General features: G+C 63.9%; 22 protein-coding genes and 1 pseudogene. 10 read left to right on the top strand and 13 right to left on the bottom strand.

All coding sequences use genetic code 11. The annotated features are described in order from the left end of the window. A partial coding sequence (locus K675_RS34140) for a methyl-accepting chemotaxis protein (RefSeq protein ID WP_420066337.1) occupies positions 1-546 on the bottom strand: 546 nt, incomplete at its 3' end. A 90-nt stretch (positions 547-636) separates the two neighbouring features. Beyond that, positions 637-1,725 (bottom strand): annotated as a pseudogene (locus tag K675_RS34145) (cache domain-containing protein); the annotation flags it as partial. Positions 1,726-2,149: 424 nt separating this feature from the next. Between K675_RS34145 and K675_RS0112245 the strand changes: the two are divergent. Continuing rightward, a complete protein-coding gene (locus K675_RS0112245) occupies positions 2,150-3,049 on the top strand; it encodes a PA4780 family RIO1-like protein kinase (protein ID WP_017903810.1) in 900 nt (299 codons plus the stop codon). Positions 3,050-3,058: 9 nt separating this feature from the next. Here the strand turns inward: K675_RS0112245 and cueR are convergent, their stop codons facing one another. The 3 genes from cueR to K675_RS0112260 form a co-directional block, all read right to left on the bottom strand. Then, complete coding sequence (gene cueR / locus K675_RS0112250) at positions 3,059-3,466, bottom strand: Cu(I)-responsive transcriptional regulator (protein ID WP_017903811.1); 408 nt, start codon at positions 3,464-3,466, stop codon at positions 3,059-3,061. Positions 3,467-3,476: 10 nt separating this feature from the next. Further along, the gene (locus K675_RS0112255; protein WP_017903812.1) at positions 3,477-5,864 is read right to left on the bottom strand and encodes a heavy metal translocating P-type ATPase; all 2,388 of its coding nucleotides are present in this window, start codon (positions 5,862-5,864) and stop codon (positions 3,477-3,479) included. 81 nt (positions 5,865-5,945) lie between these two features. Further along, complete coding sequence (locus K675_RS0112260) at positions 5,946-6,332, bottom strand: hypothetical protein (RefSeq protein ID WP_017903813.1); 387 nt, start codon at positions 6,330-6,332, stop codon at positions 5,946-5,948. Between the two features lie 146 nt (positions 6,333-6,478). Between K675_RS0112260 and K675_RS0112265 the strand changes: the two genes are divergently transcribed. Both K675_RS0112265 and K675_RS0112270 read left to right on the top strand, forming a co-directional pair. Then, positions 6,479-6,679, top strand: a complete 201-nt coding sequence (locus tag K675_RS0112265) for a heavy-metal-associated domain-containing protein (RefSeq protein WP_017903814.1) — start codon at positions 6,479-6,481, stop codon at positions 6,677-6,679. Between the two features lie 142 nt (positions 6,680-6,821). Then, positions 6,822-8,009 carry a multidrug effflux MFS transporter gene (locus K675_RS0112270; protein ID WP_017903815.1) on the top strand — a complete coding sequence of 396 codons (1,188 nt, stop codon included), beginning with the start codon at positions 6,822-6,824 and terminating at the stop codon, positions 8,007-8,009. A gap of 1 nt (position 8,010) precedes the next feature. On the opposite strand, the gene K675_RS30695 is transcribed toward K675_RS0112270, so the two are convergent. Both K675_RS30695 and K675_RS0112280 read right to left on the bottom strand, forming a co-directional pair. Continuing rightward, the gene (locus K675_RS30695; protein ID WP_017903816.1) at positions 8,011-8,220 is read right to left on the bottom strand and encodes a hypothetical protein; all 210 of its coding nucleotides are present in this window, start codon (positions 8,218-8,220) and stop codon (positions 8,011-8,013) included. Positions 8,221-8,392: 172 nt separating this feature from the next. Next, entirely contained in the window at positions 8,393-9,406 is a 1,014-nt protein-coding gene (locus K675_RS0112280; protein WP_017903817.1) for a zinc-binding alcohol dehydrogenase family protein, read from the bottom strand. 141 nt (positions 9,407-9,547) lie between these two features. Here K675_RS0112280 and K675_RS0112285 point away from each other — a divergent pair, with 141 nt between their 5' ends. The 3 genes from K675_RS0112285 to K675_RS0112295 all read left to right on the top strand — a co-directional run bounded on the left by K675_RS0112285 (position 9,548) and on the right by K675_RS0112295 (position 12,944). Continuing rightward, positions 9,548-10,480 carry a LysR family transcriptional regulator gene (locus tag K675_RS0112285; protein ID WP_026145129.1) on the top strand — a complete coding sequence of 311 codons (933 nt, stop codon included), beginning with the start codon at positions 9,548-9,550 and terminating at the stop codon, positions 10,478-10,480. A 243-nt stretch (positions 10,481-10,723) separates the two neighbouring features. Further along, entirely contained in the window at positions 10,724-11,440 is a 717-nt protein-coding gene (locus tag K675_RS0112290; RefSeq protein ID WP_017903819.1) for an ArsR/SmtB family transcription factor, read from the top strand. Between the two features lie 127 nt (positions 11,441-11,567). Beyond that, positions 11,568-12,944 carry an MFS transporter gene (locus K675_RS0112295; RefSeq protein WP_017903820.1) on the top strand — a complete coding sequence of 459 codons (1,377 nt, stop codon included), beginning with the start codon at positions 11,568-11,570 and terminating at the stop codon, positions 12,942-12,944. A gap of 114 nt (positions 12,945-13,058) precedes the next feature. Here K675_RS0112295 and K675_RS0112300 read toward each other — a convergent pair whose 3' ends face one another. Next, positions 13,059-14,012 carry an adenosine deaminase gene (locus K675_RS0112300; RefSeq protein WP_017903821.1) on the bottom strand — a complete coding sequence of 318 codons (954 nt, stop codon included), beginning with the start codon at positions 14,010-14,012 and terminating at the stop codon, positions 13,059-13,061. 160 nt (positions 14,013-14,172) lie between these two features. Here K675_RS0112300 and K675_RS0112305 point away from each other — a divergent pair, with 160 nt between their 5' ends. Continuing rightward, a complete protein-coding gene (locus K675_RS0112305; RefSeq protein WP_017903822.1) occupies positions 14,173-15,261 on the top strand; it encodes a calcium:proton antiporter in 1,089 nt (362 codons plus the stop codon). A 7-nt stretch (positions 15,262-15,268) separates the two neighbouring features. Here K675_RS0112305 and K675_RS0112310 read toward each other — a convergent pair whose 3' ends face one another. Both K675_RS0112310 and K675_RS0112315 read right to left on the bottom strand, forming a co-directional pair. After that, positions 15,269-15,952, bottom strand: a complete 684-nt coding sequence (locus tag K675_RS0112310) for an SDR family oxidoreductase (RefSeq protein ID WP_017903823.1) — start codon at positions 15,950-15,952, stop codon at positions 15,269-15,271. A 16-nt stretch (positions 15,953-15,968) separates the two neighbouring features. Next, entirely contained in the window at positions 15,969-16,328 is a 360-nt protein-coding gene (locus K675_RS0112315) for a MerR family transcriptional regulator (protein ID WP_017903824.1), read from the bottom strand. Between the two features lie 85 nt (positions 16,329-16,413). Here K675_RS0112315 and K675_RS0112320 point away from each other — a divergent pair, with 85 nt between their 5' ends. Then, a complete protein-coding gene (locus K675_RS0112320; protein ID WP_017903825.1) occupies positions 16,414-16,842 on the top strand; it encodes a hypothetical protein in 429 nt (142 codons plus the stop codon). A gap of 350 nt (positions 16,843-17,192) precedes the next feature. Here K675_RS0112320 and K675_RS0112325 read toward each other — a convergent pair whose 3' ends face one another. The 3 genes from K675_RS0112325 to K675_RS0112335 form a co-directional block, all read right to left on the bottom strand. Further along, the gene (locus tag K675_RS0112325) at positions 17,193-17,774 is read right to left on the bottom strand and encodes an IMPACT family protein (protein ID WP_017903826.1); all 582 of its coding nucleotides are present in this window, start codon (positions 17,772-17,774) and stop codon (positions 17,193-17,195) included. A gap of 24 nt (positions 17,775-17,798) precedes the next feature. Continuing rightward, complete coding sequence (locus K675_RS0112330) at positions 17,799-18,449, bottom strand: TetR/AcrR family transcriptional regulator (protein ID WP_017903827.1); 651 nt, start codon at positions 18,447-18,449, stop codon at positions 17,799-17,801. Positions 18,450-18,737: 288 nt separating this feature from the next. Further along, positions 18,738-19,658, bottom strand: coding sequence for a LysR family transcriptional regulator (locus tag K675_RS0112335; RefSeq protein WP_017903828.1), 921 nt, complete (start codon positions 19,656-19,658; stop codon positions 18,738-18,740). 124 nt (positions 19,659-19,782) lie between these two features. Here K675_RS0112335 and K675_RS0112340 point away from each other — a divergent pair, with 124 nt between their 5' ends. Both K675_RS0112340 and K675_RS0112345 read left to right on the top strand, forming a co-directional pair. After that, positions 19,783-21,132: an aspartate aminotransferase family protein gene (locus K675_RS0112340; protein WP_017903829.1), complete on the top strand. Its 1,350-nt coding sequence runs from the start codon at positions 19,783-19,785 to the stop codon at positions 21,130-21,132. 70 nt (positions 21,133-21,202) lie between these two features. Then, entirely contained in the window at positions 21,203-22,696 is a 1,494-nt protein-coding gene (locus K675_RS0112345) for a CoA-acylating methylmalonate-semialdehyde dehydrogenase (protein WP_017903830.1), read from the top strand. The last annotated feature ends 325 nt before the right edge of the window (positions 22,697-23,021 follow it).

Consider the following 23,021-nt stretch of genomic DNA (forward strand, 5'->3'; position numbering starts at 1 on the left):
TTGCCCGAAGCTGCTGCGCGCCAGGCCGATGCGTGTCACCGACTCCTGCGAAACCTCGAGGCTGGCATGCATCTGCTGCGCCACCTGGCTGGTGCGCTTGGCCAGGTTGCCCAGCAGCCCGTCGATCTCCGCGGTGGAGTCCGCGGTACGCTTGGCCAGTGCCCGGACCTCGTCCGCCACCACGGCGAAACCACGGCCCTGCTCACCGGCCCGGGCCGCCTCGATCGCGGCGTTCAGCGCCAGCAGGTTGGTCTGTTCGGCGATCGAACGGATGGTGCCGAGGATCGACTGGATGTTGTTGCTGTCATTCTCCAGTTGCTGCATCGACTGGGCCGACTGTTCGATTTCATGGCTCAACTGGTCGACACTGTGCACCGCCGCGTCGATCTGCTGCTGACCCTCACGGGCCTGGCGCTGGCCGCTGTCGGCGGATTCCGCGGCCTGGCTGCAGGAACGCGCGACCTCGTTGGCGGTGGCGACCATCTCATGGAAAGCCGTGGACACCATGTCCACCGCTTCACGCTGGCGCCCGGCGGCGTCGGCCATGTCGTTGGAGACGCGGGTCGAGTTGTGCGACGAGTCGAGGATCTTGTTCGCCGACTGGCCGATGTGCTGGATCAGTCCGCGGATCGCGCCGAGAAACTGGTTGAACCAGCCGGCCAGTTGCGCGGTTTCGTCGCTGCCACGGACCGTCAGGTTCTGGGTCAGGTCGCCGTTGCCCTGGGCGATGCCTTCCAGGCCGCTGGAAACACCACGGATCGGCCGGACGATGAGGCTGGCGAAGCTGGCGCCGACCAGGGCGAAGATCACCACGAGCACCGCGGCGATGATCGCGATCAGCCAGGTCAACTGGTTGGCGCTGCTCATCACCTCGCTCTGCTTGACCATGCCGATGAAGGTCCAGCCCAGCTTTTCCGATGGCCAGACATTGGCCATGTAGCGCTCGCCGTTGATCTCGACTTCCACCAGGCCCTTGCCGGCCTTGGCCAGCTCGGTATAACCACCGCCCAGGCTGTCGAGGTTCTTGAAGTTGTGCTCCGGCTGCTTGGGATCGACCAGCAGGTTGCCGCTGTTCTCCATCAGCATCAGGTAGCCGCTGTCACCGAGCTTGATCTGCTTGACGATCTCGGTGAGCTGCTTGAGGGTCACGTCGATGCTGACCACGCCGCCCTGGGCGCCGAGCTTGTTATCCACGGTCCGCACGGTGGCGACCATCACCGCATCGTCGGGTGCCCAGTAGTAGGCCGCTGTGCGCAGGGTCTTGCCGGGGGTGGCCTGGGCGGTCTTGTACCAGGGACGTACACGCGGGTCGTAGTTGGCGAACTTCTGGTCGATCGGCCAACTGGCGTAACCGCCGGAACCTACGCCGTAGGAAATGTAGGAGTAGGCCGGGTGAGTCTTGCCAAGGTTGTCGAACAGTTCGATCAACTGCTTATCCTGTTCGCCGGCGGGAACCTGCGAGGGGTCGGCGCTCATGAAGCTCTTGAGGCTGCCATCGGCATTTTTCAGCAGTGGGTGGCTGGCCAGGAACTCGATGTTCTGGCTGACGCCGTCGAAGAACACCTGTATCGCGTTGTTGACCTGGCGGATCTCCCGGTCGCTCCCGTCGACGAAATCGGTGCGTGCCTCACTGCGCAGATTCAGTACCACCAGGGTGGCGACCAGTACCACCGGCAAACAGGCGACGACTGCAAACGCCCAGGTCAACTTCTGCTTGATGTTCATCCGCGCTCCAGGTTTGTTCTTGTTGTCCCGCGCGTACCGACGACACGCGGGACAGGGCTGCTGTGAAGGTCGAGCGGCAATGAATATCCGTTTCCCAGGCGACGTGCCGAATGTACGACAAAATCACCACTCTCTCTGAGCGCTTCGGCCCAGATGGAGAAAAATTTAGACCATCTGGCGAATATTCGCGTTTTTGCCGAGTATTCGTATTCCGGCCAGTGTCGGAGATGAGAGGATGCACAGTGGGAATGGTCTGGCTGGTGTTGGCTATCATCCAGTGACCCGCTGGATTTACTGCGGGAATCTGGCACATTGAGTGCATTGGAGGGCATTCGAGGTCGGCATCTTTCGCACGCTGTGCGAGGATGGTCGCGCACGAATGATGGTCGCGTATTTGGTAATAAAGGACCCAGAATAAAAGCTGATGAAGACTCCAAAACGCATTGAACCGCTGATCGAGGACGGTCTGGTCGACGAGGTGCTGCGCCCACTGATGAGTGGCAAAGAGGCAGCTGTCTACGTGGTGCGCTGTGGCAAAGAGCTGCGTTGCGCCAAGGTTTACAAGGAGGCGAACAAACGAAGTTTTCGTCAGGCGGCCGAGTATCAGGAAGGCCGCAAGGTGCGTAACAGCCGCCAGGCCCGGGCCATGGCCAAGGGCTCCAAGTTCGGCCGCAAGGAAGCCGAGGATGCCTGGCAGAACGCCGAGGTGGCGGCGCTGTTCCGCCTGGCCGGTGCCGGTGTGCGGGTGCCCAAGCCGTTCGACTTCCTCGATGGCGTGCTGTTGATGGAACTGGTGGCGGACGAGCACGGTGATGCCGCGCCGCGTCTGAACGATGTGGTGCTGGAGCCGGAGCAGGCGCGCGAGTACCACGCCTTGCTGATCTCGCAGATCGTGCGGATGCTGTGCGCCGGTCTGGTGCACGGTGACCTGTCGGAGTTCAATGTGCTGCTGGCGCCGGATGGTCCGGTGATCATCGATTTGCCCCAGGCGGTCGACGCGGCGGGCAACAACCATGCCTTCAGCATGCTCGAGCGCGATGTCGGCAACATGGCCGCGTACTTCGGCCGCTTTGCCCCGGAGCTCAAGCAGACCCGTTATGCCAAGGAAATGTGGGCCCTGTACAAGGCCGGCACCCTGCATCCGGAGAGCGTTCTGACCGGCCGGTTCGCCGAGGAAAAGGGGCGGGCGGATGTCCGTGGCGTGCTGCGCGAGATCGAGGCGGCGCGTTTCGACGAGGAACGCCGGCAGGCGATCCGCTCGGCTGACGACGTCCCGCGCGGACGCCATGCCGAAGAGCCGACGCCGCCCTGGATGCAGCGCTGATACGCAGGCTCAGGCCTTGGCGCAACAACTGCCCGAGGCCAGGTCCCTGAGGATCGGGCAGTCCGGGCGGTGGTCGCCGTGGCAGTGTTCCACCAGTTCCTGCAGGGTATCGCGCAAGCCGACCAGTTCGTCGATCTTGCGGTTCAACTCGTCGATGTGCTGGCGCGCCAGCGCCTTCACATCGGCGCTGGCGCGCTGGCGGTCCTGCCAGAGCGTCAACAGCTTGCCGACTTCCTCCAGGGAGAAGCCCAGGTCACGCGAGCGCTTGATGAACGCCAGGGTGTGCAGTTCATCCGGGCCGTACAGGCGGTAGCCGCTGTCCGTGCGGGTCGCTGCCTTGAGCAGGCCGATGGACTCGTAGTAGCGAATCATCTTGGCGCTCAGGCCACTCTGGCGGGCTGCTTGGCCGATGTTCATACCGTCTCCTTCAATCGAGATCTGCGGGTTTCCAGGTCTTGAGCAGCAGGGCGTTGCTGACCACGCTGACGCTGGACAGGGCCATCGCCGCGCCAGCCAGCACCGGGTTGAGCAGGCCGAAGGCGGCCAGCGGGATGCCGATCAGGTTGTAGACGAACGCCCAGAACAGATTCTGCCGGATCTTCGCATAGGTCTTGCGGCTGATTTCCAGCGCCGCCGGTACCAGCCGCGGATCACCCCGCATCAGGGTGATGCCGGCGGCATGCATGGCGACGTCGGTACCGCCGCCCATGGCGATGCCGATATCCGCGGCCGCCAGGGCCGGGGCATCGTTGATGCCGTCGCCGACCATGGCCACCACGCCGCTCTTCTTCAGTTCGTCGACGGTGGCGGCCTTGTCGGCCGGCAGCACTTCAGCGTGCACGTCGTCGATGCCCAGGGCTTCGGCCACCACCCTGGCACTGCCGCGGTTGTCGCCGGTCAGCAGGTGGCTGCTGATCTGCCTTGCGCGCAGTCCGGCGATCGCCTGCGTTGCGCCGGCTTTCAGCGTGTCACCGAAGGCGAACAGCGCCAGTACCCGTGGCTGCGGACTCTGTTCGATCAGCCAGGACAAGGTCCGGCCTTCGGCTTCCCAGGCGCTCGCCGATTCTGCCAGGGCGCCGGGCAGCAGCCCGCTCTCGTCGAGCAGACGGCGGTTGCCCAGGGCCAGGGCACGGCCGTTCAGTTCGCCGGCGATGCCGCGTCCGGTCAGCGAGCGGCTGGCCCGGATATCGGCGATGGCCAGCCCGCGTTCGCGGCAGGCATCGAGCACCGCCTTGGCCAGCGGGTGTTCGCTGCCGCGTTGCAGGGCGCCGGCCAGTTGCAGGGCCTGTGCCTCGTCGCCGTCGATGGCCGACAGATGGGCGATGCGCGGGGTGCCGGAGGTCAGGGTGCCGGTCTTGTCGAACACCACGCGGCTGACTTCATGGGCCCGCTCCAGGGCTTCGGCGTCCTTGATCAGGATGCCGTGGCGCGCGGCGACACCGGTGCCGGCCATGATCGCGGTGGGCGTCGCCAGGCCCAGGGCGCAGGGGCAGGCGATCACCAGCACCGCCACGGCGTTGATCAGCGCCGTTTCCAACGGCGCGCCATGCAGCCACCAGCCGAGCAGGGTCGCCAGGGCCAGCAGCAGGACACTGGGGACGAATACCTGGCTGACCTTGTCCACCAGTTTCTGGATCGGCGCCTTGCCGGCCTGGGCGTCTTCCACCAGGCGGATGATCCGCGCCAGGACGGTTTCGGCGCCCAGCGCCAGGGTCCGGACCAGCAGGCGGCCCTCACCGTTGATGGCGCCGCCGGTGACCTGGTCGCCCGGCTGCTTCGGTACCGGCAGGCTTTCGCCGCTGATCAGGGCTTCATCGGCGTGGCTCTGGCCCTCGACCACCTCGCCGTCGACCGGGAAACGCTCGCCGGGCTTGACCAGCACCAGGTCGCCCACGCGCAGGGTACTGATGGCGACTTCCTGTTCGTGGCCGTCGATCACCTGGGTCGCCCGTTCCGGACGCAGGGCTTCCAGGGCGCGGATGGCACTGGCGGTCTGGCGCTTGGCGCGGCTTTCCAGGTATTTGCCCAGCAGTACCAGGGCGATCACCACCGCCGAGGCTTCGAAATACAGGTGGGGCATGTGGCCCGGATGGGCATTGGCCCATTGGTAGAGGCTCAGGCCATAGCCGGCGCTGGTGCCCAGGGCCACCAGCAGGTCCATGTTGCCGGCGCCGGCCCTGACCGCTTTCCAGGCCGCGACGTAGAAGCGCGCGCCGAGGATGAACTGCACCGGTGTCGCCAGGGCGAACTGCAGCCAGGCCGGCAGCATCCAGTCGTACCCGAAGGGCTGGGCGAGCATCGGCAGCACCAGTGGCAGGGCCAGGGCGAGAGCCAGCAGCAGGTGCCAGCGTTCACGCCCCAGGCGTTGTTCCTGCGCCTGGGCGACGTGGCTGTCGGCCTCGTGCAGGCTCGCCGAGTAACCGGCGGCCTCGACAGCGGCGATCAGCGTGGCGGGGTCTGGCTGCCCGAGCAGTTGGACGTGGGCACGTTCACTGGCCAGGTTGACGCTGGCGCTGCGTACGCCGGCGAGCTTGTTCAGCGCCCGTTCGACCCGGCCGGCACAGGAGGCGCAGGTCATGCCGCCGATGTCCAGTTCCAACTCCTGCCCGGGTACCTGGTAGCCGGCCTGCTCGACCGCCTGCAGCAGGGCCGGCAAGCTGTCGGCGGGAGCCTGGACGCGGGCCTGTTCGGTGGCGAGATTGACGCTGACCGCACTGGCGCCTGCCACCTTGCGCAGGGCCCGCTCGACGCGACCGGCGCAACTGGCGCAAGTCATGCCGGCGATCGGCAGGTCAAAGGAGATGGATTGCGTCATGGGCGATACTCCTGAAGAAGTTGCCCACAGGATCAACCTTGCCACGTGGGCAAGGTCAAGCCTCTATTTGTCGCACGTGGTTCATTGATAACCCAGGGGCACCTGCTTGAGACGCAGGCCGGCGGGACTGGCGACGATGGCGAACTTGCGCACGTCGCCGCCGTTGAGCTTGATCACCTGCTCGGGCGCCGCCAGCATGCTGGCGTTGCAGCCGGGAGCCTGGCTCGGCAGGGATTTGAGGCGAACCGAGACATCGCCTGGCGGCAGGTTGAAGGACGTGGCCTGTTCCTGGAACAGTCGCGCCGACAACTGATCCTGCAGGTAGACGCCGATCTCGCAGGGAGTCGAGACCTCCAGGCGTTCGCGGGAGATGATCAGCACCCCATAGTTTTCTCCGGCGGCGCTGGCAAAGGGGGACGCCCCGAACAGGCTGAGAAGGCCAAACAGGCCGAAAGCTGACCAGCGCATGGCTGAATCTCCTACGGTTGAATCGTTGATGACGAAGCTTGGCGCAGGGGCGAGCGAAATGCCAGCCCGGCAGATTGTTCAGGAACTTGACCTTGCCATCATGGCAAGCTTGAAACTGTCTTCAACCTCAATACAGGAGAAGCGTCATGCAAGTCTTCAATGTTCAAGGTATGTCCTGCGGTCACTGCGTCAAGGCGATCACCGAAGCGGTCCAGGCCCGGGACCCGGCGGCCAGCGTGCGGGTCGACCTCGGGACGAAGGAGGTCGGGGTGCAGAGCCGGTTGTCGGCCGACGAAATCATCAGCGCCATCGTCGAGGAAGGCTACCAGGCGAAGCTGGCTGGCTGAAATCGGGGATTTGACGGCTTCACCCGGCTGACCCGGCACGTTGGTCGGGTATCTATTTAGTTAGCGACCTATCGGAATGTTCAAGGCCTCCGTGCGCGGTTAGACTACGCCGCTTTGCGCACAGTTGTTTACCGGATGCCTGATGAACCTACGTACGATCCTGATTCTCGGCGCCCTGAGTGCCTTCGCCCCACTGGCCATCGACTTCTACCTGCCGGGTTTTCCGGCCATGGCCGTCGCCTTCGGTACCGATGAAAAACATATTCAGTTGACGCTGGCGGTGTACTTCCTCGGCTTGTCCATCGGCCAATTGGCTTACGGTCCGCTGGCGGATCGTTTCGGCCGGCGTGGCCCTTTGCTGGCCGGCGTTGGCCTGTTCACCGTGGCGTCGCTGGCCTGTGCCTTCGCGCCAAACCTGGAGTGGCTGATTGCCGCGCGATTCCTGCAGGCGCTGGGTGGCTGCGCGGGCTCGGTGATTTCCCGGGCGGTGGTCAGCGACAAGTTCGATGCGGTGGGCTCGGCCAAGGTCTTCTCGCAACTGATGCTGGTCACCGGACTGGCGCCGATTTTGGCACCCATGCTCGGTGGGGTGCTGGTCAACGCCTACGGTTGGCAATCGATCTTCATCGTGCTGACACTGTTCAGTGCCTTGTCCGCCTTGGCCGTGGCCCTTGGCCTGCCGGAGAGCCTGCCCGCCAGCCAGCCACGCCAGCCGTTGTCTGGCGCGCTGCGTCAGTATGGGCGCCTGCTGTCCGACCGAGTGTTCTTCGGCCACGCCTTGACCGGTGGCATCGCCATTGCCGGGATGTTCGCCTACATCGCCGGTTCGCCTTTCGTCTTCATCAAGTTGTACGGCGTGCCCGCCGAGCATTACGGCTGGCTGTTCGGCAGCAACGCCGCGGGCTTCATTCTGGTGGCCCAGGTCAATGCCCGCTTGCTGGGCAAGCTGGGACCGGCATTCCTGCTGAACCGTGCGGTCTGGGCCTACGTGCTGGCAGGGCTGGCGTTGCTCGGTGTCAGTACCTTGCACACCACGCAGCTCTGGCCGTTGCTGGTCCCCCTGTTCATCTGTATCGCCAGCCTGGGCTGCATCGTTCCCAATGCGGCGGCCTGCGCCATGCGCGGTCAGGGCGCACGGGCCGGCAGTGCCTCGGCGATGCTCGGTTGCCTGCAGTTCAGTGTCGCCGCCGGCGCGGCTTCTCTGGTCGGGTTGTTGCACGATGGCAGCGCGACGCCGATGGCGCTGGTGATCGCGCTGTGCGGTGTGCTGGTGGTGACGGTCGCCATGGTCACCCGGCGCCTGGAGCAGGCGCGGGTGGTCGCGGGCTGAATCAGCCTACGGCGCGCTGTTGTTCGGGAAAGATATGAGGCGCCTGCAGGCGGGCTTGCAGGGTGGTGACGAAGGCGCGGGCTTCGGCTTCGCTGCGAAAGGTTACCGCATGCTGGTCAAGCCGGACCTGCCACTGGCTACCGTTGGCTTTTGCTAACTCTTTTACAAGGATCTTCATGGCTGACTTCCTCTGGTTGGCAAAGGCGGTCATTGTAAACCTGAATCCGTGTAGGGATATGACGGCGATCAAGGATCGGACTGACGGTATTTCCGCTTGTTTTGTCAGAGGCGGATGACGGGTCTACGCGGGCAGGTGCCGGCCCTTTTCTCTTGAAATACGCGGGGGGAACGACGATCCGCACCGTCGTTCCCCCCGCCACTGTTCAGAACCCTTCCAGCACGATCTTGCCCCGGGCCTTGCCGCTTTCCAGCAGGGCGTGGGCACGGCGCAGGTTGGTCGCGTTGATCTGGCCGAAGTGCTCGCCGAGCGTGGTCTTCAACACGCCCGCGTCGATCAGTTCGGCGACCCGGTTGAGCAGGTTGTGCTGTTCGATCATGTCCTCGGTCTCGAACATCGAGCGGGTGTACATGAACTCCCAGTGCAACGACAGGCTCTTGCGCTTGAGTTGGCTGACTTCCAGGTTTTTCGGGTCATCGATCAGCGCCAGCTTGCCCTGGGGCTTGAGGGCCGCGACCAGTTGTTCCAGGTGGGTGTCGGTCTGGGTCAGGCTGGCGACATGGGTCACATGGGGTTGGCCGTGGGCCTTGAGCTCCTCGCTCAGCGGCTGGCTGTGGTCGATCACCAGGTCGGCGCCGAGCGCCTCCACCCAATCGCGGGTCTCCGGGCGCGAGGCGGTGCCGATGACCTTCAGCCCGGTCAACTGGCTGGCCAGTTGCGTCAGGATCGAACCCACGCCGCCGGCCGCGCCGACGATCAGCAGGCTCTGCCCCCGGTCGGCCTGGTCTTCGCCGATCCGCAGGCGCTCGAACAGCAGTTCCCAGGCGGTGATCGCGGTGAGCGGCAGGGCCGCAGCCTCCGCGAAGCCCAGGTTTTTCGGCATGTGCCCGACAATGCGCTCGTCGACCACATGCAGTTCGCTGTTGGCGCCGGGACGGATCAGGGAGCCGGCGTAGAACACCTTGTCGCCGACCTTGAACAGGCTGACCTCGCTGCCGACCGCCTTGACCACGCCGGCCACGTCCCAGCCCAGTACCCGGGCTTCACCGTTTTCCGGCGGCATGTTCTGGCGGACCTTGGTGTCCACCGGGTTGACCGAGATGGCCTTGACCTCGACCAGCAGGTCCCGCGGACCCGCAACCGGGTTGGGCAGTTCGATGTCTTGCAGCGACTGTGGATCGTCGATGGGCAAGGCGGCGTAGAAGGCAACGGCTTTCATGAGGGGCTCCGCAAGCGTGTCGGGGATGAGTGAAAGGGCAGGGCCTTTCGATGGAGCAATGATTGGCTATTTCCCCTGACGATAAAACCGGCTAAAACCGCAGGCTCTTTCAATGAATTTTTGATAATGCCGGGGGCCGGGATGCTGCGCTTCGATGATTTGCAACTGTTCGTCAGGGCGGCCGACCTGGGCAGCCTCTCCGCCGCGGCACGGGTCATGGACCTGTCGCCGGCGGTGGCCAGTGCCTCGCTCAAGCGCATCGAGCAGCAGCTCGGCGCACGTCTGCTGGCCCGCTCGACCCGCAGCCTGCGGTTGACTGCCGAAGGCGAGGGGTTTCTGGAATACGCCCGTGCGGCCCTGAGCAACCTCGACGAGGGGCGGCGCCTGCTGGCCAGCGGCCAGGAGCAGGTCAGCGGCGTGCTGCAGTTGTCGGCACCTTCGGATTTTGGTCGCAACGTGTTGCTGCCCTGGCTCGACGAGTTTCAGCGCGAGCATCCGCGGCTGACGGTACGCCTGCTGCTGGGCGACCGGATCGCCGACCTGTTTCGTCAGCCGGTGGATATCGCCCTGCGTTATGGCGAGCCGGAGGACTCGAGTCTGGTGGCGTTGCCGATCGCCCCGGACAATCGCCGGATACTTTGCGCCGCCCCGGATTATCTGGCCCGGCATGGCGAGCCGACGACCGTGGAGCAACTGGCCCAGCACAACTGCCTGCTGTTCATGCTCGGCAGCCGGGTCCATGATCACTGGAGCTTTAACGATGGCCGGCGCGACCTCAGCCTGACGGTCAGCGGTGACCGCTTCAGCGACGATGCCGACGTGGTGCGCCTGTGGGCGCTGGCCGGTGCGGGGATCGCCTACAAGTCCTGGCTGGACGTCGGCGCCGATGTGCTGGCTGGGCGCCTCAAGGTGCTGTTGCCGGAGCTGTCCTGCGAGCGGGCGCCGCTGAATCTGCTGTGCGCCCATCGCGCTCAGTTGAGTAAGCCGGTGAACCTGTTGCGGGAGATGCTCACCCGGCGTTGCGCGGAGCTGTCGCGGCAGGCACCGGTACGGTCGTCGCGCGGCGTGGAGTAGCTGGCGACTCTTGTTACAACCCGTGCAGGAATAAAAGTCGGCGCCTGTGGCATTGTGGTTTAGGCTTGAATCTATTGGATCCAATGCCCGAGAGGTGCCACGTATTTTGTTACGTTGGCCGGAGTTGTTCGAAGGGTAGGCAGAAACTTCCGGCTTTTGGCATTTTTGCATCCTGGTTTCACTTCAGGCAATTCTCGGTATGGCGTTGTGCATTCGATCAGTGTTTCAACAGGGAGTGAAGACATGGAATATGCACCTTGCATCAGTCAGATAGCCACGCTGCTTGCGGACCCCAAGCGCAGCGCCATGATGTGGGCGTTGCTCGACGGCAGCGCGCGGTCCGCCGATGAATTGGCCTTGCTGGCCGGGTTGTCCCTTTCATCCGCCAGTGCCCACCTTGCCCGCCTGAGTGCCGGCGGGCTGCTACGTCTCGAGGCCCGTGGGCGCAAGCGTTTCTTCCGCCTGTCCGCGCCGGAGATTGCGACGGCCGTGGAAGCCCTGGCCAGTGCGTCGCTGGCCAGCGCGCCGTTGGCGGTGAATCATTCGATCAAGCTCCAGGCCCCGGATGCGGCGGCGCTCAAGCGCGCCCGACAGTGTCACGACCATCTCGGCGGCGAACTGGCCTGCGAGCTGTATCAGCGGCTGCTGGTGGCCGGCTGGATCGAGCAGCACGATCAGCGTATCCGGGTGACCAGCATCGGCGCCCAGCACTTCGCCAAGCGAGGCTTGTACATCCAGGCATTGGCCCATGGGCGACATGAGACGGTCTGTGTCTGCCACGATGTGCGCGAACGCCGTCCGCACCTGGGGGGTGTCCTTGGCGCCGGCTTGTTGCAGTTGTTCCTGCAGTCGGGCTGGCTCGGTCTGATGGAGGACTCAAGGGCCCTGCGGGTGTCCCCCAACGGCGAACGGCAGATCGACAGGTTCGCCGCCCTGGTCGAGCTGGAACTGGCGGGCTGAACCGGGCCGTTGCCTGCGGCAGGGAGGCCGCGGGCGTCGCTCACGGTTGCAGGCAGGTCGTCCTCAGGAGTAACGCCGCCCGGTGATGCCGCACACTCGATCGAGCATTCGAATCGAGGGAGATCCCATGGAAACTCAAGGCTACAGCGCGGCGGAACGTCTGGAGCGGTTGCCGATCAGCGGCTATCACCGACTGATTTTCATCATCATTGCCCTGGCCTTTTTCTTCGACTCGATGGACCTGGCGATGATGACGTTCCTGCTCGGTTCGATCAAAGCCGAGTTCGCTCTGAGCACTGCCCAGGCCGGCCTGCTGGCGAGTTCGAGCTTTTTCGGGATGGTATTGGGGGCCGCGCTGTCGGGCATGCTCGCCGACCGTTTCGGCCGCAAGCCGGTGTTCCAGTGGAGCATCGTGTTGTGGGGACTGGCCAGCTACCTGTGCTCAACGGCGCAGACCCTGGAGATGCTGACGCTGTTCCGGGTGCTGCTGGGGATCGGCATGGGCATGGAGTTCCCGATTGCCCAGTCGATGCTTTCGGAGTTGATTCCGACCAGCCGACGTGGGCGCTATATCGCCCTGATGGATGGTTTCTGGCCGCTCGGTTTCGTCGCGGCGGGGCTGCTGTCGTACTTCCTGCTGCCGCTGGTGGGCTGGCGGGACATTTTCCTGGTGCTGGCGGTGCCTGCGGTGTTCGTCCTGGCGATCCGCTTCTTCATTCCCGAGTCGCCGCGCTGGCTGGAGCAGGCCGGCCACCATGATGCGGCGGACCAGGTGCTGCGGGGTATCGAGGAGCGCGTGCGCGCCTCCTTGCAGCTCGCTACCTTGCCGACGCCGGAGCGCCTGCCTCGGTGGTCCGGGCGTGAGCCGAGCTTCTTCGCGGCCTTCCGGCAACTGTGGTCGCCGCAGTACCGCCAGCGCACCCTGATGATCTGGAGTGTCTGGTTCTTCGCCCTGCTCGGTTTCTACGGCCTGACTTCGTGGCTCAGCGCGCTGCTGCAGCAGTCGGGCTTCGCCGTGACCCAGTCGGTTTACTACACCGTACTGATTTCCCTCGGCGGCATTCCCGGCTTCCTGGTCGCGGCCTGGCTGGTGGAACTCTGGGGGCGCAAGCCGGTGTGCATCGTCACCCTGCTAGGTGGTGGGGCGATGGCGTTTCTCTACGGGCAGAGCGCTGTGTTCGGTGGCCAGGTGAGCCTGCTGATCGGTTCCGGCTTGCTGATGCAGTTCTTTCTGTTCGGTATGTGGGCGGTGCTCTATACCTACACGCCGGAGTTGTATCCGACCTCGGCACGGGCCACCGGCTCGGGATTCGCCTCGGCCATCGGCCGGATCGGCTCGCTGCTCGGGCCGTTGGTGACCGGACTGGTGTTTCCGGTGATGGGACAGGGCGGCGTGTTCGCGCTGGGCGCGCTGTGCTTTGCGATCGCGGCGCTGGTGGTCGGCTGCTTCGGCATGGAGACCCGCGGGCGTTCGCTGGAAGAACTGAGCGAGGCCGCTGGCTGATTCGACCGTGGCCACGGCTTTCCACCGCCCCCTGTAGGCGCCGGGCTTGCCCGCGAAGCTTTTAGCGACCCCAACGGCCTCTTCGCGGGCAAGCCCGGCTCCCACAGGTATCGTTCAGGGCTTGACCAGGCGGGCATCCAGGCTGTTCTGCGCCAGGCGCCGGGCCTGGTCCTGGGTCATGCCCAGGTGGGTGTGCAGGGCGTGGAAGTTCTCGGTGACATAACCACCGAAGTACGCCGGGTCATCCGAGTTCACCGTCACCTTCACCCCACGCTCGAGCATGTCGAGGATGTTGTGTTGCGACATGTGGTCGAACACGCACAGCTTGGTGTTCGACAGCGGGCAGACCGTCAGCGGGATCTGCTCGTCGATGATCCGCTGCATCAGTCGCTCGTCCTCGATAGCGCGCACGCCATGGTCGATGCGCTGGATCTTTAGCAGGTCGATGGCTTCCCAGATGTATTCCGGCGGACCTTCTTCGCCCGCGTGGGCCACGGTGAGGAAACCCTCGGCGCGCGCGCGGTCGAAGACCCGCTGGAACTTGCTCGGCGGGTGCCCCATCTCCGAACTGTCCAGGCCGACCGCGACGAACGCATCGCGGAATGGCAGTGCCTGGTCGAGGGTCTTCTGTGCTTCCTCTTCGCTCAGGTGGCGCAGGAAGCTGAGGATCAGGCCGTTGGTGATGCCCAATTGCTGCTCGCCATCCTTGAGGGCGGCGGCGATGCCGTTGAGCACCACTTCGAAGGGAATGCCCCGGTCGGTGTGGGTCTGTGGATCGAAGAACGGTTCGGTGTGGATGACGTTCTGTTCCTTGCAACGCAGCAGGTAGGCCCAGGTCAGGTCGTAGAAGTCCTGCGAGGTGCGCAGCACGTCGGCGCCCTGGTAGTAGAGGTCGAGAAATTCCTGCAGGTTGTTGAAGGCGTAGGCCTGGCGCAGGGTGTCCACATCCTGCCAGGGCAGGGCGATCTTGTTGCGCTCGGCCAGGGCGAACAGCAGCTCGGGCTCCAGCGAGCCTTCGAGGTGCAGGTGCAGTTCAGCCTTGGGTAGGGCGTTGAGCCAGTCGTACATGTTCGGTTCTCATCAGGTGCAGATCGTGAACATTCTACAGATGTGAAACAAAATATTTGCTAAAACCTGACCAGGCGTTCAGCGTGCCGCTGTCGCTCTACAAGGAAGAAACGCTGCGGCTTTGCCGCAGTCTGTAAGTCATCATCCTCGAGATCCTCTGATGCTCACTTTGTTACGAGAAGAAAAATACCTGCTGTTGGCGCTGATCATGGCCGCGCTTGCCTTTCCGCTGGAACACGCGTTGCTGGGCAACGGTCGCGGCGTGGCGCTGGTTGCCGGGCTGGCGCTGATCGGCGCCATCGTCTGCGCCTCGATGCGCGTGGCGCACCATGCCGAACTGTTGGCGGAGAAGGTCGGCGACCCCTACGGCACGATGATCCTGACCCTGTCGGCGGTGCTGGTGGAAGTGGTGATCCTGGCGATCATGATGAGCAACGAGGCGTCGCCGACTCTGGTGCGCGACACCATCTATTCGGCGGTGATGCTCGATATCAACGGCATCCTCGGCCTGGCCGCGCTGATGGGTGGGATCAAGCATGGCGAGCAGCCCTACAACGATGACTCGGCGCGGACCTACAGCGTGATGATCCTCACCGCCATGGGCGTGTCCATGGTAGTGCCGGAGTTCATTCCCGAGTCGGACTGGAAGGTCTATTCGGCGTTCACCATCGGTGCGATGGTGCTGTTGTACACCCTCTTCCTGCGAATGCAGGTCGGCCCGCACAGCTACTTCTTCAGCTACAGCTACCCGGAGAAAAAACGTCGCGAGGCGGGTCATGATGAACATGCGCAGGGCAACCTGGTCCAGTCGATCGTCACCCTGGTGCTGGGCATCGTGGTGATCGGCGCCCTGGCCGAAGTGATGTCCAAGGCGCTTGATCTTGGTCTGGAAGGCAGCGGTGCGCCGCCGGTGATCACGGCGATTCTGGTGGCGGCCATTTCCGCCGCGCCGGAAATCCTCACCGCCCTGCGTGCGGCCTTGGCCAACCGCATGCAGTCGGTGGTCAACATCGCCCTGGGGGCGTCGCTGTCGACGGTAATCCTGACGGTGCCGGTGATGGAGGCGATGGCGCTCTACACCGGCCAGCCGTTCCAGATGGCAATGACCCCGGTACAGACGGTGATGGTGCTGATCACCCTGGTCGTCAGCGCGATCAATCTCAACGATGGTGAAACCAACGCCATCGAGGGCATGACGCATTTCGTGCTGTTCGCCACCTTCGTCATGCTCTCGCTGCTGGGGTTGTAGGGCCGCCTTACCAGGGAATGGTCTCGCCCTTGTAGTTGATGAAGTGATGGCCGCCGCGACCGGCGAAGGCGTTCACCTGGTCGACCAGGCCGCGGGTGCTGGTGGCGACGTCGATCTGCGCGTCTTCGCCGCCCATGTCGGTCTTCACCCAGCCCGGGTGCATCGACAGCACGGTGAAGGTCGGTGCCTCGATTTCGCTCAGGAAGCTGTTGGTCATCGAGTTCAATGCCGCCTTGCTGGCCTTGTAAAAGGCCAGTTCCGGTGCATCGGGGGTGGTCACGCTGCCCAGGCCCGAACTCATGAAGGCAATCACGCCGTAGCCGGGACGGATCTGCCCGACGAAACGCTGGGCCAGGGCGATCGGGGCGATGGCGTTGGTCAGGAACAGTTGGCCAATCTCCGTCAGCGAGGCATTGGCCGGCTTCTGGTCGGCCGGGCCCTTGACCCCGGCATTGACGAACAGCAGGTCGAATACCTGGCCCCGCAGGCGTTCGGCGAGGGCGTCGACAGCGGCCTGATCGTCCATGTCCAGGGTTTCGATCCGCACCGGGCCGGTCGCTTTCAACGCGTCGGCCTTGCCGGCATCACGCACGGTGGCGGTGACGTTCCAGCCATCGGCCAGCAACTGTCGCACCAACCCCAGGCCAAGGCCTCGGGAAGCACCGATGATCAATGCGTTCTTACTGCTCATGGGATAATTCCTTGTGTCATGAAGTCTGGTTTCTCAGGGGGCAACTCTGTTGCAGGCGATGCTGCAATTCCTGACGCAGTTCGCCGAGTTCGGCGATGCGCGTCTCGATCAGGTTCAGCTTGTCCCGCAGCAACTGCGTGACGGCACCGTCCGGATTGGGGGCGTTCCACAGCGCGGCGACGCTGTTGCCGATTTCGCCGAGGCTGAAGCCCAGGCGCTGGGCGGTCTTGATGTAGAGCACCAGTTGCAGCGTTTCCGGAGCGTAGTCGCGATAGCCGTTGGCGCTGCGCCGGGCGACGATCAGCCCGCGCTGTTCATAGAACCGCAAGGTGTCGCGGGTGACGGCGCTGGCCTGGGCCAACTCTCCGATGCGCATGGATGTTCTCTCCGCGGGGCTTGACCTTGGAGCATACTCCAGGCCTTAGGCTCTGTGTTCTTTCAATGAGTCTAGGAGTTGCACCATGTGGAGTACGGAACACTATCGTCGTCTGGTCCGGGCCGGTGGCTGGTACGACCTGATCGTCACCGCCGCGTTCGCCACCCCCTGGAGCTTCATGGCGTTGCACGGGCTGTTGCAGGGCTGGAGCCAGTCCATGGGCTGGCCGGGGACATTGCCGGCGTTCGAGCCGATGCACATGCTGATGGCCAACCTGCTGGGGTCGATCGTCTGTGTCTGGTCGGTGCTGCGCATCCGCGATCCGCAGGCGGTGTTCGGCCGTTACGACGCCGTCGGTCGGATACTGTTCGCCACTTGGATGGCCTATGCGCTGAGCCAGGGCGCGAGTGTGATCGTCGCCCTGTTCCTGCTTCTCGAGATCGCCTGGGGTATCGCGCAACTGCTGCCGATCAGGGACGCCCGCCACTTTGCGGGGCCGTTTGCACAAGCCTGAGGTGAAGCGGCTGATCAAAAAATAGCCAGTTGTTCGCCGGCCTGAGCGGATCGGCCGCCGGGCCACCCTTGCACGGGTTATCCACAGGTTGCTCCACAGTATTTGTGAGCAAGCGCGGAAGTCTGACATAAGCGCCGCACGGCTATCTCCGAAATGCGATAAATGCGCCTAAGCCGTTGTTTCGAGAAAGTTTCGTCGGCTGGGGTGAACCGCTGTACGAAAACTGATCAGTGCCCGCAAAGCCACGTTGCAGAAGGGTTGCAGGCGACTGTGCTCAGGTTATCCACAGTCGGGCCCACAGCGCTTGTGGGCAAACCGGGTGGAGCACCGTCAGCGCTTGTGGGCAAGTTTCAGCGTTGCAGCAGGATGCGTCCGCGACTGAGGTCGGCCAGTTGGCGTTGCAGGGTGTCGATCAGGCTCTCGCCGACCGCCAATTGCAACTCCACGCCGTTGGCGGTGAACTGTTCCTCGACCATCAGCCCGCCGGCCTCGGCCACCCGCAGCTTGACCAGTGCCAGTTCGCTGAAACCGCAGGTGCAACGCAGCGGCACCCGACTGATCAGTTCGACGCGTTCGGCATTCTGCAGGCATTTGTTGGCTCCGCCGCCATAGGCACGGGCCAGTCCGCCGGTGCCCAACTGGATGCCACCGTACCAGCGGATCACCAGGACCACGACCTGGTCGCAGTCCTGTGCCTCGATGGCGGCGAGGATCGGCCGGCCGGCGGTGCCGCCGGGCTCGCCGTCGTCGCTGCTGCGGTACTGGTCGGCGAGCTTCCAGGCCCAGCAGTTGTGGGTGGCGTCGCGGTCACTGTGCTGCTCGATGAAGGCCTGGGCTTCGGCAGCGCTGGTGATCGGCGCGGCGAGGGTGATAAAGCGGCTTTTGCGAATTTCCTCTCGGTATTCGCAAACGCCGGCAAGGGTAAAGGGCATACGTAGTCGGCTTTGGATGAAAGGTCAGAGCGGCGGTGTCAGGCCGCAGCCTTTGAGGATGATACGGATCAGGTTGTTGCCGGCCTCTTCCATGTCCTGCCTGGTCAGGCGCGAGCGGCCGGTGACGCGGCAGATCTGCGTGGCGAAGTCGGCGTAGTGCTGGGTGCTGCCCCAGAGCAGGAAGATCAGGTGGACCGGATCGACCGGGTCCATCTTGCCGGCATCGATCCAGGCCTGGAATACGTTGGCCCGGCCCTGGAACCAGGCGCGGTAGTCCTGGCTGAAATACTCGCTCAGGCACTCACCGCCGCTGATGATCTCCATGGCGAAGATCCGCGAGGCCTGCGGTTGGCGTCGGGAGAACTCCATCTTGGCCCGGATGTAGCGGCTCAGGGCTTCGGCCGGATCGTCCTCGGCGCTCAGGTGGTTGAAGGTGCTGTCCCACAACTCGAGGATGTTGCTTAACACCGCGATGTACAAGCCGAGCTTGTTGGTGAAGTAATAATGCAGGTTGGCCTTGGGCAGTCCGGCATTTTGCGCGATGGTGTTCATGCTGGTGCCTTTGAAACCATGACGGGCGAATTCGTCTTCGGCCGCCTTGATGATCGCTTCTTCGTTTTTCTGGCGAATGCGACTGGCGGGTTTTCCGGCGTGGGCAGGGACTTCAACGGTCATAGGCAGTTCCAAGCTGGTCTGTGGGTGCAACCTGTGCACAGATAACTTACCCGCCGGGTTCAGACAAGTCCTGCCTTCATATAAAGTCTGAATGTAGGGCGATTCTGGTTTCTGTGCAATTAATTGACGCCAAATCCTTGATTTTCGGGCCTTCTGGGCCGGTCGCAGAGCCCTTGTGGGAGCCGGCTTGCTGGCGATGGCGATCCCACTGGCGCTGTGGATATCTGTGAATGGCCGCCTTCGGCGGATCGCCAGCAAGCCGGCTCCCACGAGTCCAAGTGGTGGGGCTCAGCGGGTCGCCGCCAGACTTTCCAGGAAACTCTCCAATACCAGGTGCGGGCGCCGACCCTTGCGCGTTACCGACGCCAGGCTCAGGTCATAGAAGCGCGTGCTGGCCTTGAGGGCACGCAAACGTCCCTGTTGGACCCAGAGGCTCGCGTAGTGATCCGGCAGGTAGCCGATGTAGCGTCCGGTCAGGATCAGGAACGCCATGCCTTCGCGGTCGGACGCACTGGCCGTGCAGTTGAGGGCCTGGTAGTGCGCCTGGATTTCGGCCGGCAGGCGGAAGGTCGGGGCGATCGCGTCCTGGCTGTTGAGGCGCTCGTCCTCCAGTTGCCGGTCGTCGACATAGAACAACGGATGGCCCACCGCGCAGTACAGCAGCGAACGTTCACTGTACAGCGGCTGGTATTCCAGTCCCGAAAGCGCGCTGGCCTGGGGGACCACGCCGACATGCAGGCGGCCATCGAGCACGCCCTGTTCGACCTCATTGGGGGCGATCATGCGGATCTGGATCTGCACGTCCGGCCCGCGTTCCTTCAACTGAGCCAGGGCATGGGTGATGCGCATGTGGGGCAGGGTTACCAGGTTGTCGGTCAGACCGATGGTCAACTCGCCGCGCAAGTGCTGGTGCAGGCCGTTGACTTCGGTACGGAAACTCTCAAGCGCACTCAACAACTGCAGGGCCGACTGATAGACCTCGCGGCCTTCCTCGGTCAGGGAAAAGCCCGCGCGGCCGCGCTGGCACAGGCGCAGGCCGAGGCGCTGTTCCAGGTCGCTCATCTGCTGGCTGATGGCCGAGCGGCCGATGCCGAGCACGGTTTCCGCCGCCGAGAAGCCACCGCATTCCACCACGCTGCGAAAGATCCGCAGCAGGCGGATATCGAAGTCGCTGACTTGCGCCAGGGGATCAGGACGGCGGCTGCTCATGGTTTAGCCTGCTCTTAACTGAAGGTTAGAAAAGTTGCATTTCACCGACTTTATCGTCGTGGCAACTTACTCGCAACAACGCTTTCAACGTCCACGCCGCTTAATGCCTTGCGAGGTTTCGCCGATGAACATGCCTGAAAACGCTCCGTCTTCCCTGGCCAGCCAGCTCAAGCTGGATGCCCACTGGATGCCCTACACCGCCAACCGCAACTTCCAGCGCGACCCACGCCTGATCGTCGCTGCCGAGGGTAGCTGGCTGACCGATGACAAGGGCCGCAAGGTCTATGACTCGCTGTCGGGGCTGTGGACCTGCGGTGCCGGGCACACCCGCAAGGAGATCCAGGAGGCGGTGGCCAGGCAGCTGAGTACCCTCGACTACTCGCCGGGCTTCCAGTACGGCCATCCACTGTCGTTCCAGCTCGCGGAGAAGATCACTTCGCTGACCCCGGGCAACCTGAACCACGTGTTCTTCACCGACTCCGGCTCCGAGTGTGCCGATACGGCGGTGAAGATGGTCCGCGCCTACTGGCGCCTGAAAGGCCAGCCGACCAAGACCAAGATGATCGGTCGTGCCCGTGGTTATCACGGGGTGAACATCGCCGGTACCAGCCTGGGTGGCGTGAACGGCAACCGCAAGCTGTTCGGCCAGGCGATGCAGGATGTCGACCACCTGCCGCATACCCTGCTGGCGAGCAATGCCTTCTCCCGCGGCATGCCGGAGCAGGGCGGTATCGCGCTGGCCGATGAGCTGCTCAAGCTGATCGAGCTGCATGACGCCTCGAACATCGCGGCCGTGTTCGTCGAACCCATGGCCGGTTCCGCCGGCGTGCTGGTTCCGCCGCAGGGGTATCTCAAGCGCCTGCGCGAGATCTGCGATCAGCACGGCATCCTGCTGGTGTTCGACGAAGTGATCACCGGTTTCGGCCGTACCGGCGCGATGTTTGGTGCCGACAGCTTTGGCGTGACCCCGGACCTGATGTGTATCGCCAAGCAGGTCACCAACGGTGCCATTCCGATGGGCGCGGTGATCGCCAGCAGCGAGATCTACCAGACTTTCATGAACCAGCCGACCCCCGAGTACGCCGTGGAATTCCCTCACGGCTACACCTACTCGGCGCACCCGGTGGCCTGCGCTGCGGGCCTGGCGGCACTCGACCTGCTGCAGAAGGAAAACCTGGTGCAGAGCGTGGCCGAGGTCGCACCGCATTTCGAAAATGCACTGCATGGCCTCAAGGGCAGCAAGAACGTGATCGACATCCGCAACTTCGGCCTGGCCGGTGCGATCCAGATCGCACCGCGTGACGGGGATGCCATCGTGCGGCCATTCGAAGCCGGCATGGCACTGTGGAAGGCCGGTTTCTATGTGCGCTTCGGCGGCGACACCCTGCAGTTCGGCCCCACTTTCAACAGCAAGCCGCAGGACCTCGATCGCCTGTTCGACGCGGTCGGCGAAGTGCTGAACAAGCTCGACTGATTTTCCTCATAGAACGATCTTTTGCGGGAGCGAACGCTTCGCTCCCGTCGACCCATTTCAGGAGCCCCCCATGAGCGCAATCCAGCATTTGATCGATGGCCAACTGGTCAACGATTCCGGTCGTACCGCCGCGGTCTACAACCCGTCGACCGGCCAGGTCATCCACCAGGTGCCGCTGGCGAGCCGCGAGACCATCCAGCAGGCCATCGACTCGGCCAAGGCCGCGTTCCCGGCCTGGCGCAAGACCCCCGCGGCCAAGCGTGCCCAGGTGATGTTCCGCTTCAAGCAACTGCTGGAGCAGAACGAGTCGCGTATCGCCCAACTGATCAGTGAAGAACACGGCAAGACCCTGGAAGACGCCGCTGGCGAAATCAAGCGCGGGATCGAGAACGTCGAGTACGCCTGTGCCGCCCCGGAAGTGCTGAAGGGCGAGTACAGCCGCAACGTCGGTCCGAACATCGATGCCTGGTCGGACTTCCAGCCGTTGGGCGTGGTGGCGGGGATCACCCCGTTCAACTTCCCGGCCATGGTGCCGCTGTGGATGTACCCGCTGGCGATCGCCTGTGGCAACTGCTTCATCCTGAAACCGTCCGAGCGTGATCCGAGCTCGACGCTGCTGATCGCCCAATTGCTGCACGAAGCCGGCCTGCCCAAGGGCGTGCTGAACGTGGTGCATGGTGACAAGGGCGCGGTGGATGCGCTGATCGAGGCGCCTGAGGTCAAGGCACTGAGCTTCGTCGGTTCGACGCCGATCGCCGAATACATCTATGCCGAAGGCACCAAGCGCGGCAAGCGTGTCCAGGCGCTGGGTGGTGCGAAGAACCACGCGGTGCTGATGCCCGATGCCGATCTGGACAACGCCGTCAGCGCACTGATGGGCGCGGCCTATGGTTCCTGCGGCGAGCGCTGCATGGCGATCTCGGTGGCGGTGTGCGTGGGGGACCAGGTGGCGGATGCCCTGGTGGCCAAGCTGGTGCCACAGATCAAGGCACTGAAGATCGGTGCGGGGACTTCCTGTGGCCTGGACATGGGGCCGCTGGTCACCGCGGCTGCCAAGGACAAGGTGGTTGGCTATATAGATGAGGGCCTGGCGGCTGGCGCCGAGCTGGTGGTGGATGGTCGTGGTTTCAGCGTTGCCGGTCATGAAGAGGGTTACTTCGTGGGCGGCACCCTGTTCGACCGCGTGACCTCGCAAATGCGCATCTATAAGGAAGAGATCTTCGGGCCGGTGCTGTGCATCGTTCGCGTGGACAGCCTGGAAGCGGCCATGCAACTGATCAACGATCACGAGTACGGCAACGGTACCTGCATCTTCACCCGTGATGGTGAGGCGGCGCGGCTGTTCTGCGACGAGATCGAAGTCGGCATGGTTGGTGTCAACGTACCGCTGCCGGTGCCGGTGGCCTACCACAGCTTTGGCGGCTGGAAGCGTTCGCTGTTCGGCGATCTGCATGCCTATGGTCCGGATGGTGTGCGCTTCTACACCCGGCGCAAGGCGATCACCCAGCGCTGGCCGCAGCGTGCCAGCCATGAGGCTTCGCAGTTCGCGTTCCCTAGTTTGTAAGCAGAAGGAAAGAAGGCCGGCCCCTAGGGGCCGGCTTTCTGCTTTAATGGTCTCTGCCTCTGCCTCTGCCTCTGCCTCTGCCTTTTGCTCTTGCTTTTGCTTTTGCTCTTGTGGGAGCCGGCTTGCTGGCGATCCGCGGCAGGCGGCCATCCAATAAGGCCTTTGACTATAGAGAAGGCGCCATCGCCAGCAAGCGGAGCGCCGCCCGGCCGGTTCCTACAGGGTCCGAGTTCATCTTTTGACCTTTATGACAGAAATCTGAAAATAACGGTTGACGCTCGTTTCCAGGGGCCTATAATGCGCCCCACTTCCGGCGCAGTCCGAA

The organism is Pseudomonas fuscovaginae SE-1 (genome assembly GCF_000364705.1).
Lineage (GTDB): Bacteria > Pseudomonadota > Gammaproteobacteria > Pseudomonadales > Pseudomonadaceae > Aquipseudomonas > Aquipseudomonas fuscovaginae_A.

What these genes read in the sequence shown, in the direction of transcription:
- K675_RS0112290 (WP_017903819.1), top strand. Translation starts at nt 10,724, where the DNA reads ATGGAATATGCACCTTGCATCAGTCAGATAGCCACGCTGCTTGCGGAC.
- K675_RS0112255 (WP_017903812.1), bottom strand. Translation starts at nt 5,864, where the DNA reads ATGACGCAATCCATCTCCTTTGACCTGCCGATCGCCGGCATGACTTGC.
- K675_RS0112315 (WP_017903824.1), bottom strand. Translation starts at nt 16,328, where the DNA reads ATGCGCATCGGAGAGTTGGCCCAGGCCAGCGCCGTCACCCGCGACACC.
- K675_RS0112325 (WP_017903826.1), bottom strand. Translation starts at nt 17,774, where the DNA reads ATGCCCTTTACCCTTGCCGGCGTTTGCGAATACCGAGAGGAAATTCGC.
- K675_RS0112305 (WP_017903822.1), top strand. Translation starts at nt 14,173, where the DNA reads ATGCTCACTTTGTTACGAGAAGAAAAATACCTGCTGTTGGCGCTGATC.
- K675_RS0112335 (WP_017903828.1), bottom strand. Translation starts at nt 19,658, where the DNA reads ATGAGCAGCCGCCGTCCTGATCCCCTGGCGCAAGTCAGCGACTTCGAT.
- K675_RS0112280 (WP_017903817.1), bottom strand. Translation starts at nt 9,406, where the DNA reads ATGAAAGCCGTTGCCTTCTACGCCGCCTTGCCCATCGACGATCCACAG.
- K675_RS0112340 (WP_017903829.1), top strand. Translation starts at nt 19,783, where the DNA reads ATGAACATGCCTGAAAACGCTCCGTCTTCCCTGGCCAGCCAGCTCAAG.
- K675_RS0112265 (WP_017903814.1), top strand. Translation starts at nt 6,479, where the DNA reads ATGCAAGTCTTCAATGTTCAAGGTATGTCCTGCGGTCACTGCGTCAAG.
- K675_RS0112285 (WP_026145129.1), top strand. Translation starts at nt 9,548, where the DNA reads ATGCTGCGCTTCGATGATTTGCAACTGTTCGTCAGGGCGGCCGACCTG.
- cueR (WP_017903811.1), bottom strand. Translation starts at nt 3,466, where the DNA reads ATGAACATCGGCCAAGCAGCCCGCCAGAGTGGCCTGAGCGCCAAGATG.
- K675_RS0112330 (WP_017903827.1), bottom strand. Translation starts at nt 18,449, where the DNA reads ATGACCGTTGAAGTCCCTGCCCACGCCGGAAAACCCGCCAGTCGCATT.
- K675_RS0112345 (WP_017903830.1), top strand. Translation starts at nt 21,203, where the DNA reads ATGAGCGCAATCCAGCATTTGATCGATGGCCAACTGGTCAACGATTCC.
- K675_RS0112270 (WP_017903815.1), top strand. Translation starts at nt 6,822, where the DNA reads ATGAACCTACGTACGATCCTGATTCTCGGCGCCCTGAGTGCCTTCGCC.
- K675_RS0112295 (WP_017903820.1), top strand. Translation starts at nt 11,568, where the DNA reads ATGGAAACTCAAGGCTACAGCGCGGCGGAACGTCTGGAGCGGTTGCCG.
- K675_RS0112310 (WP_017903823.1), bottom strand. Translation starts at nt 15,952, where the DNA reads ATGAGCAGTAAGAACGCATTGATCATCGGTGCTTCCCGAGGCCTTGGC.
- K675_RS30695 (WP_017903816.1), bottom strand. Translation starts at nt 8,220, where the DNA reads ATGACCGCCTTTGCCAACCAGAGGAAGTCAGCCATGAAGATCCTTGTA.
- K675_RS0112260 (WP_017903813.1), bottom strand. Translation starts at nt 6,332, where the DNA reads ATGCGCTGGTCAGCTTTCGGCCTGTTTGGCCTTCTCAGCCTGTTCGGG.
- K675_RS0112320 (WP_017903825.1), top strand. Translation starts at nt 16,414, where the DNA reads ATGTGGAGTACGGAACACTATCGTCGTCTGGTCCGGGCCGGTGGCTGG.
- K675_RS0112300 (WP_017903821.1), bottom strand. Translation starts at nt 14,012, where the DNA reads ATGTACGACTGGCTCAACGCCCTACCCAAGGCTGAACTGCACCTGCAC.
- K675_RS0112245 (WP_017903810.1), top strand. Translation starts at nt 2,150, where the DNA reads ATGAAGACTCCAAAACGCATTGAACCGCTGATCGAGGACGGTCTGGTC.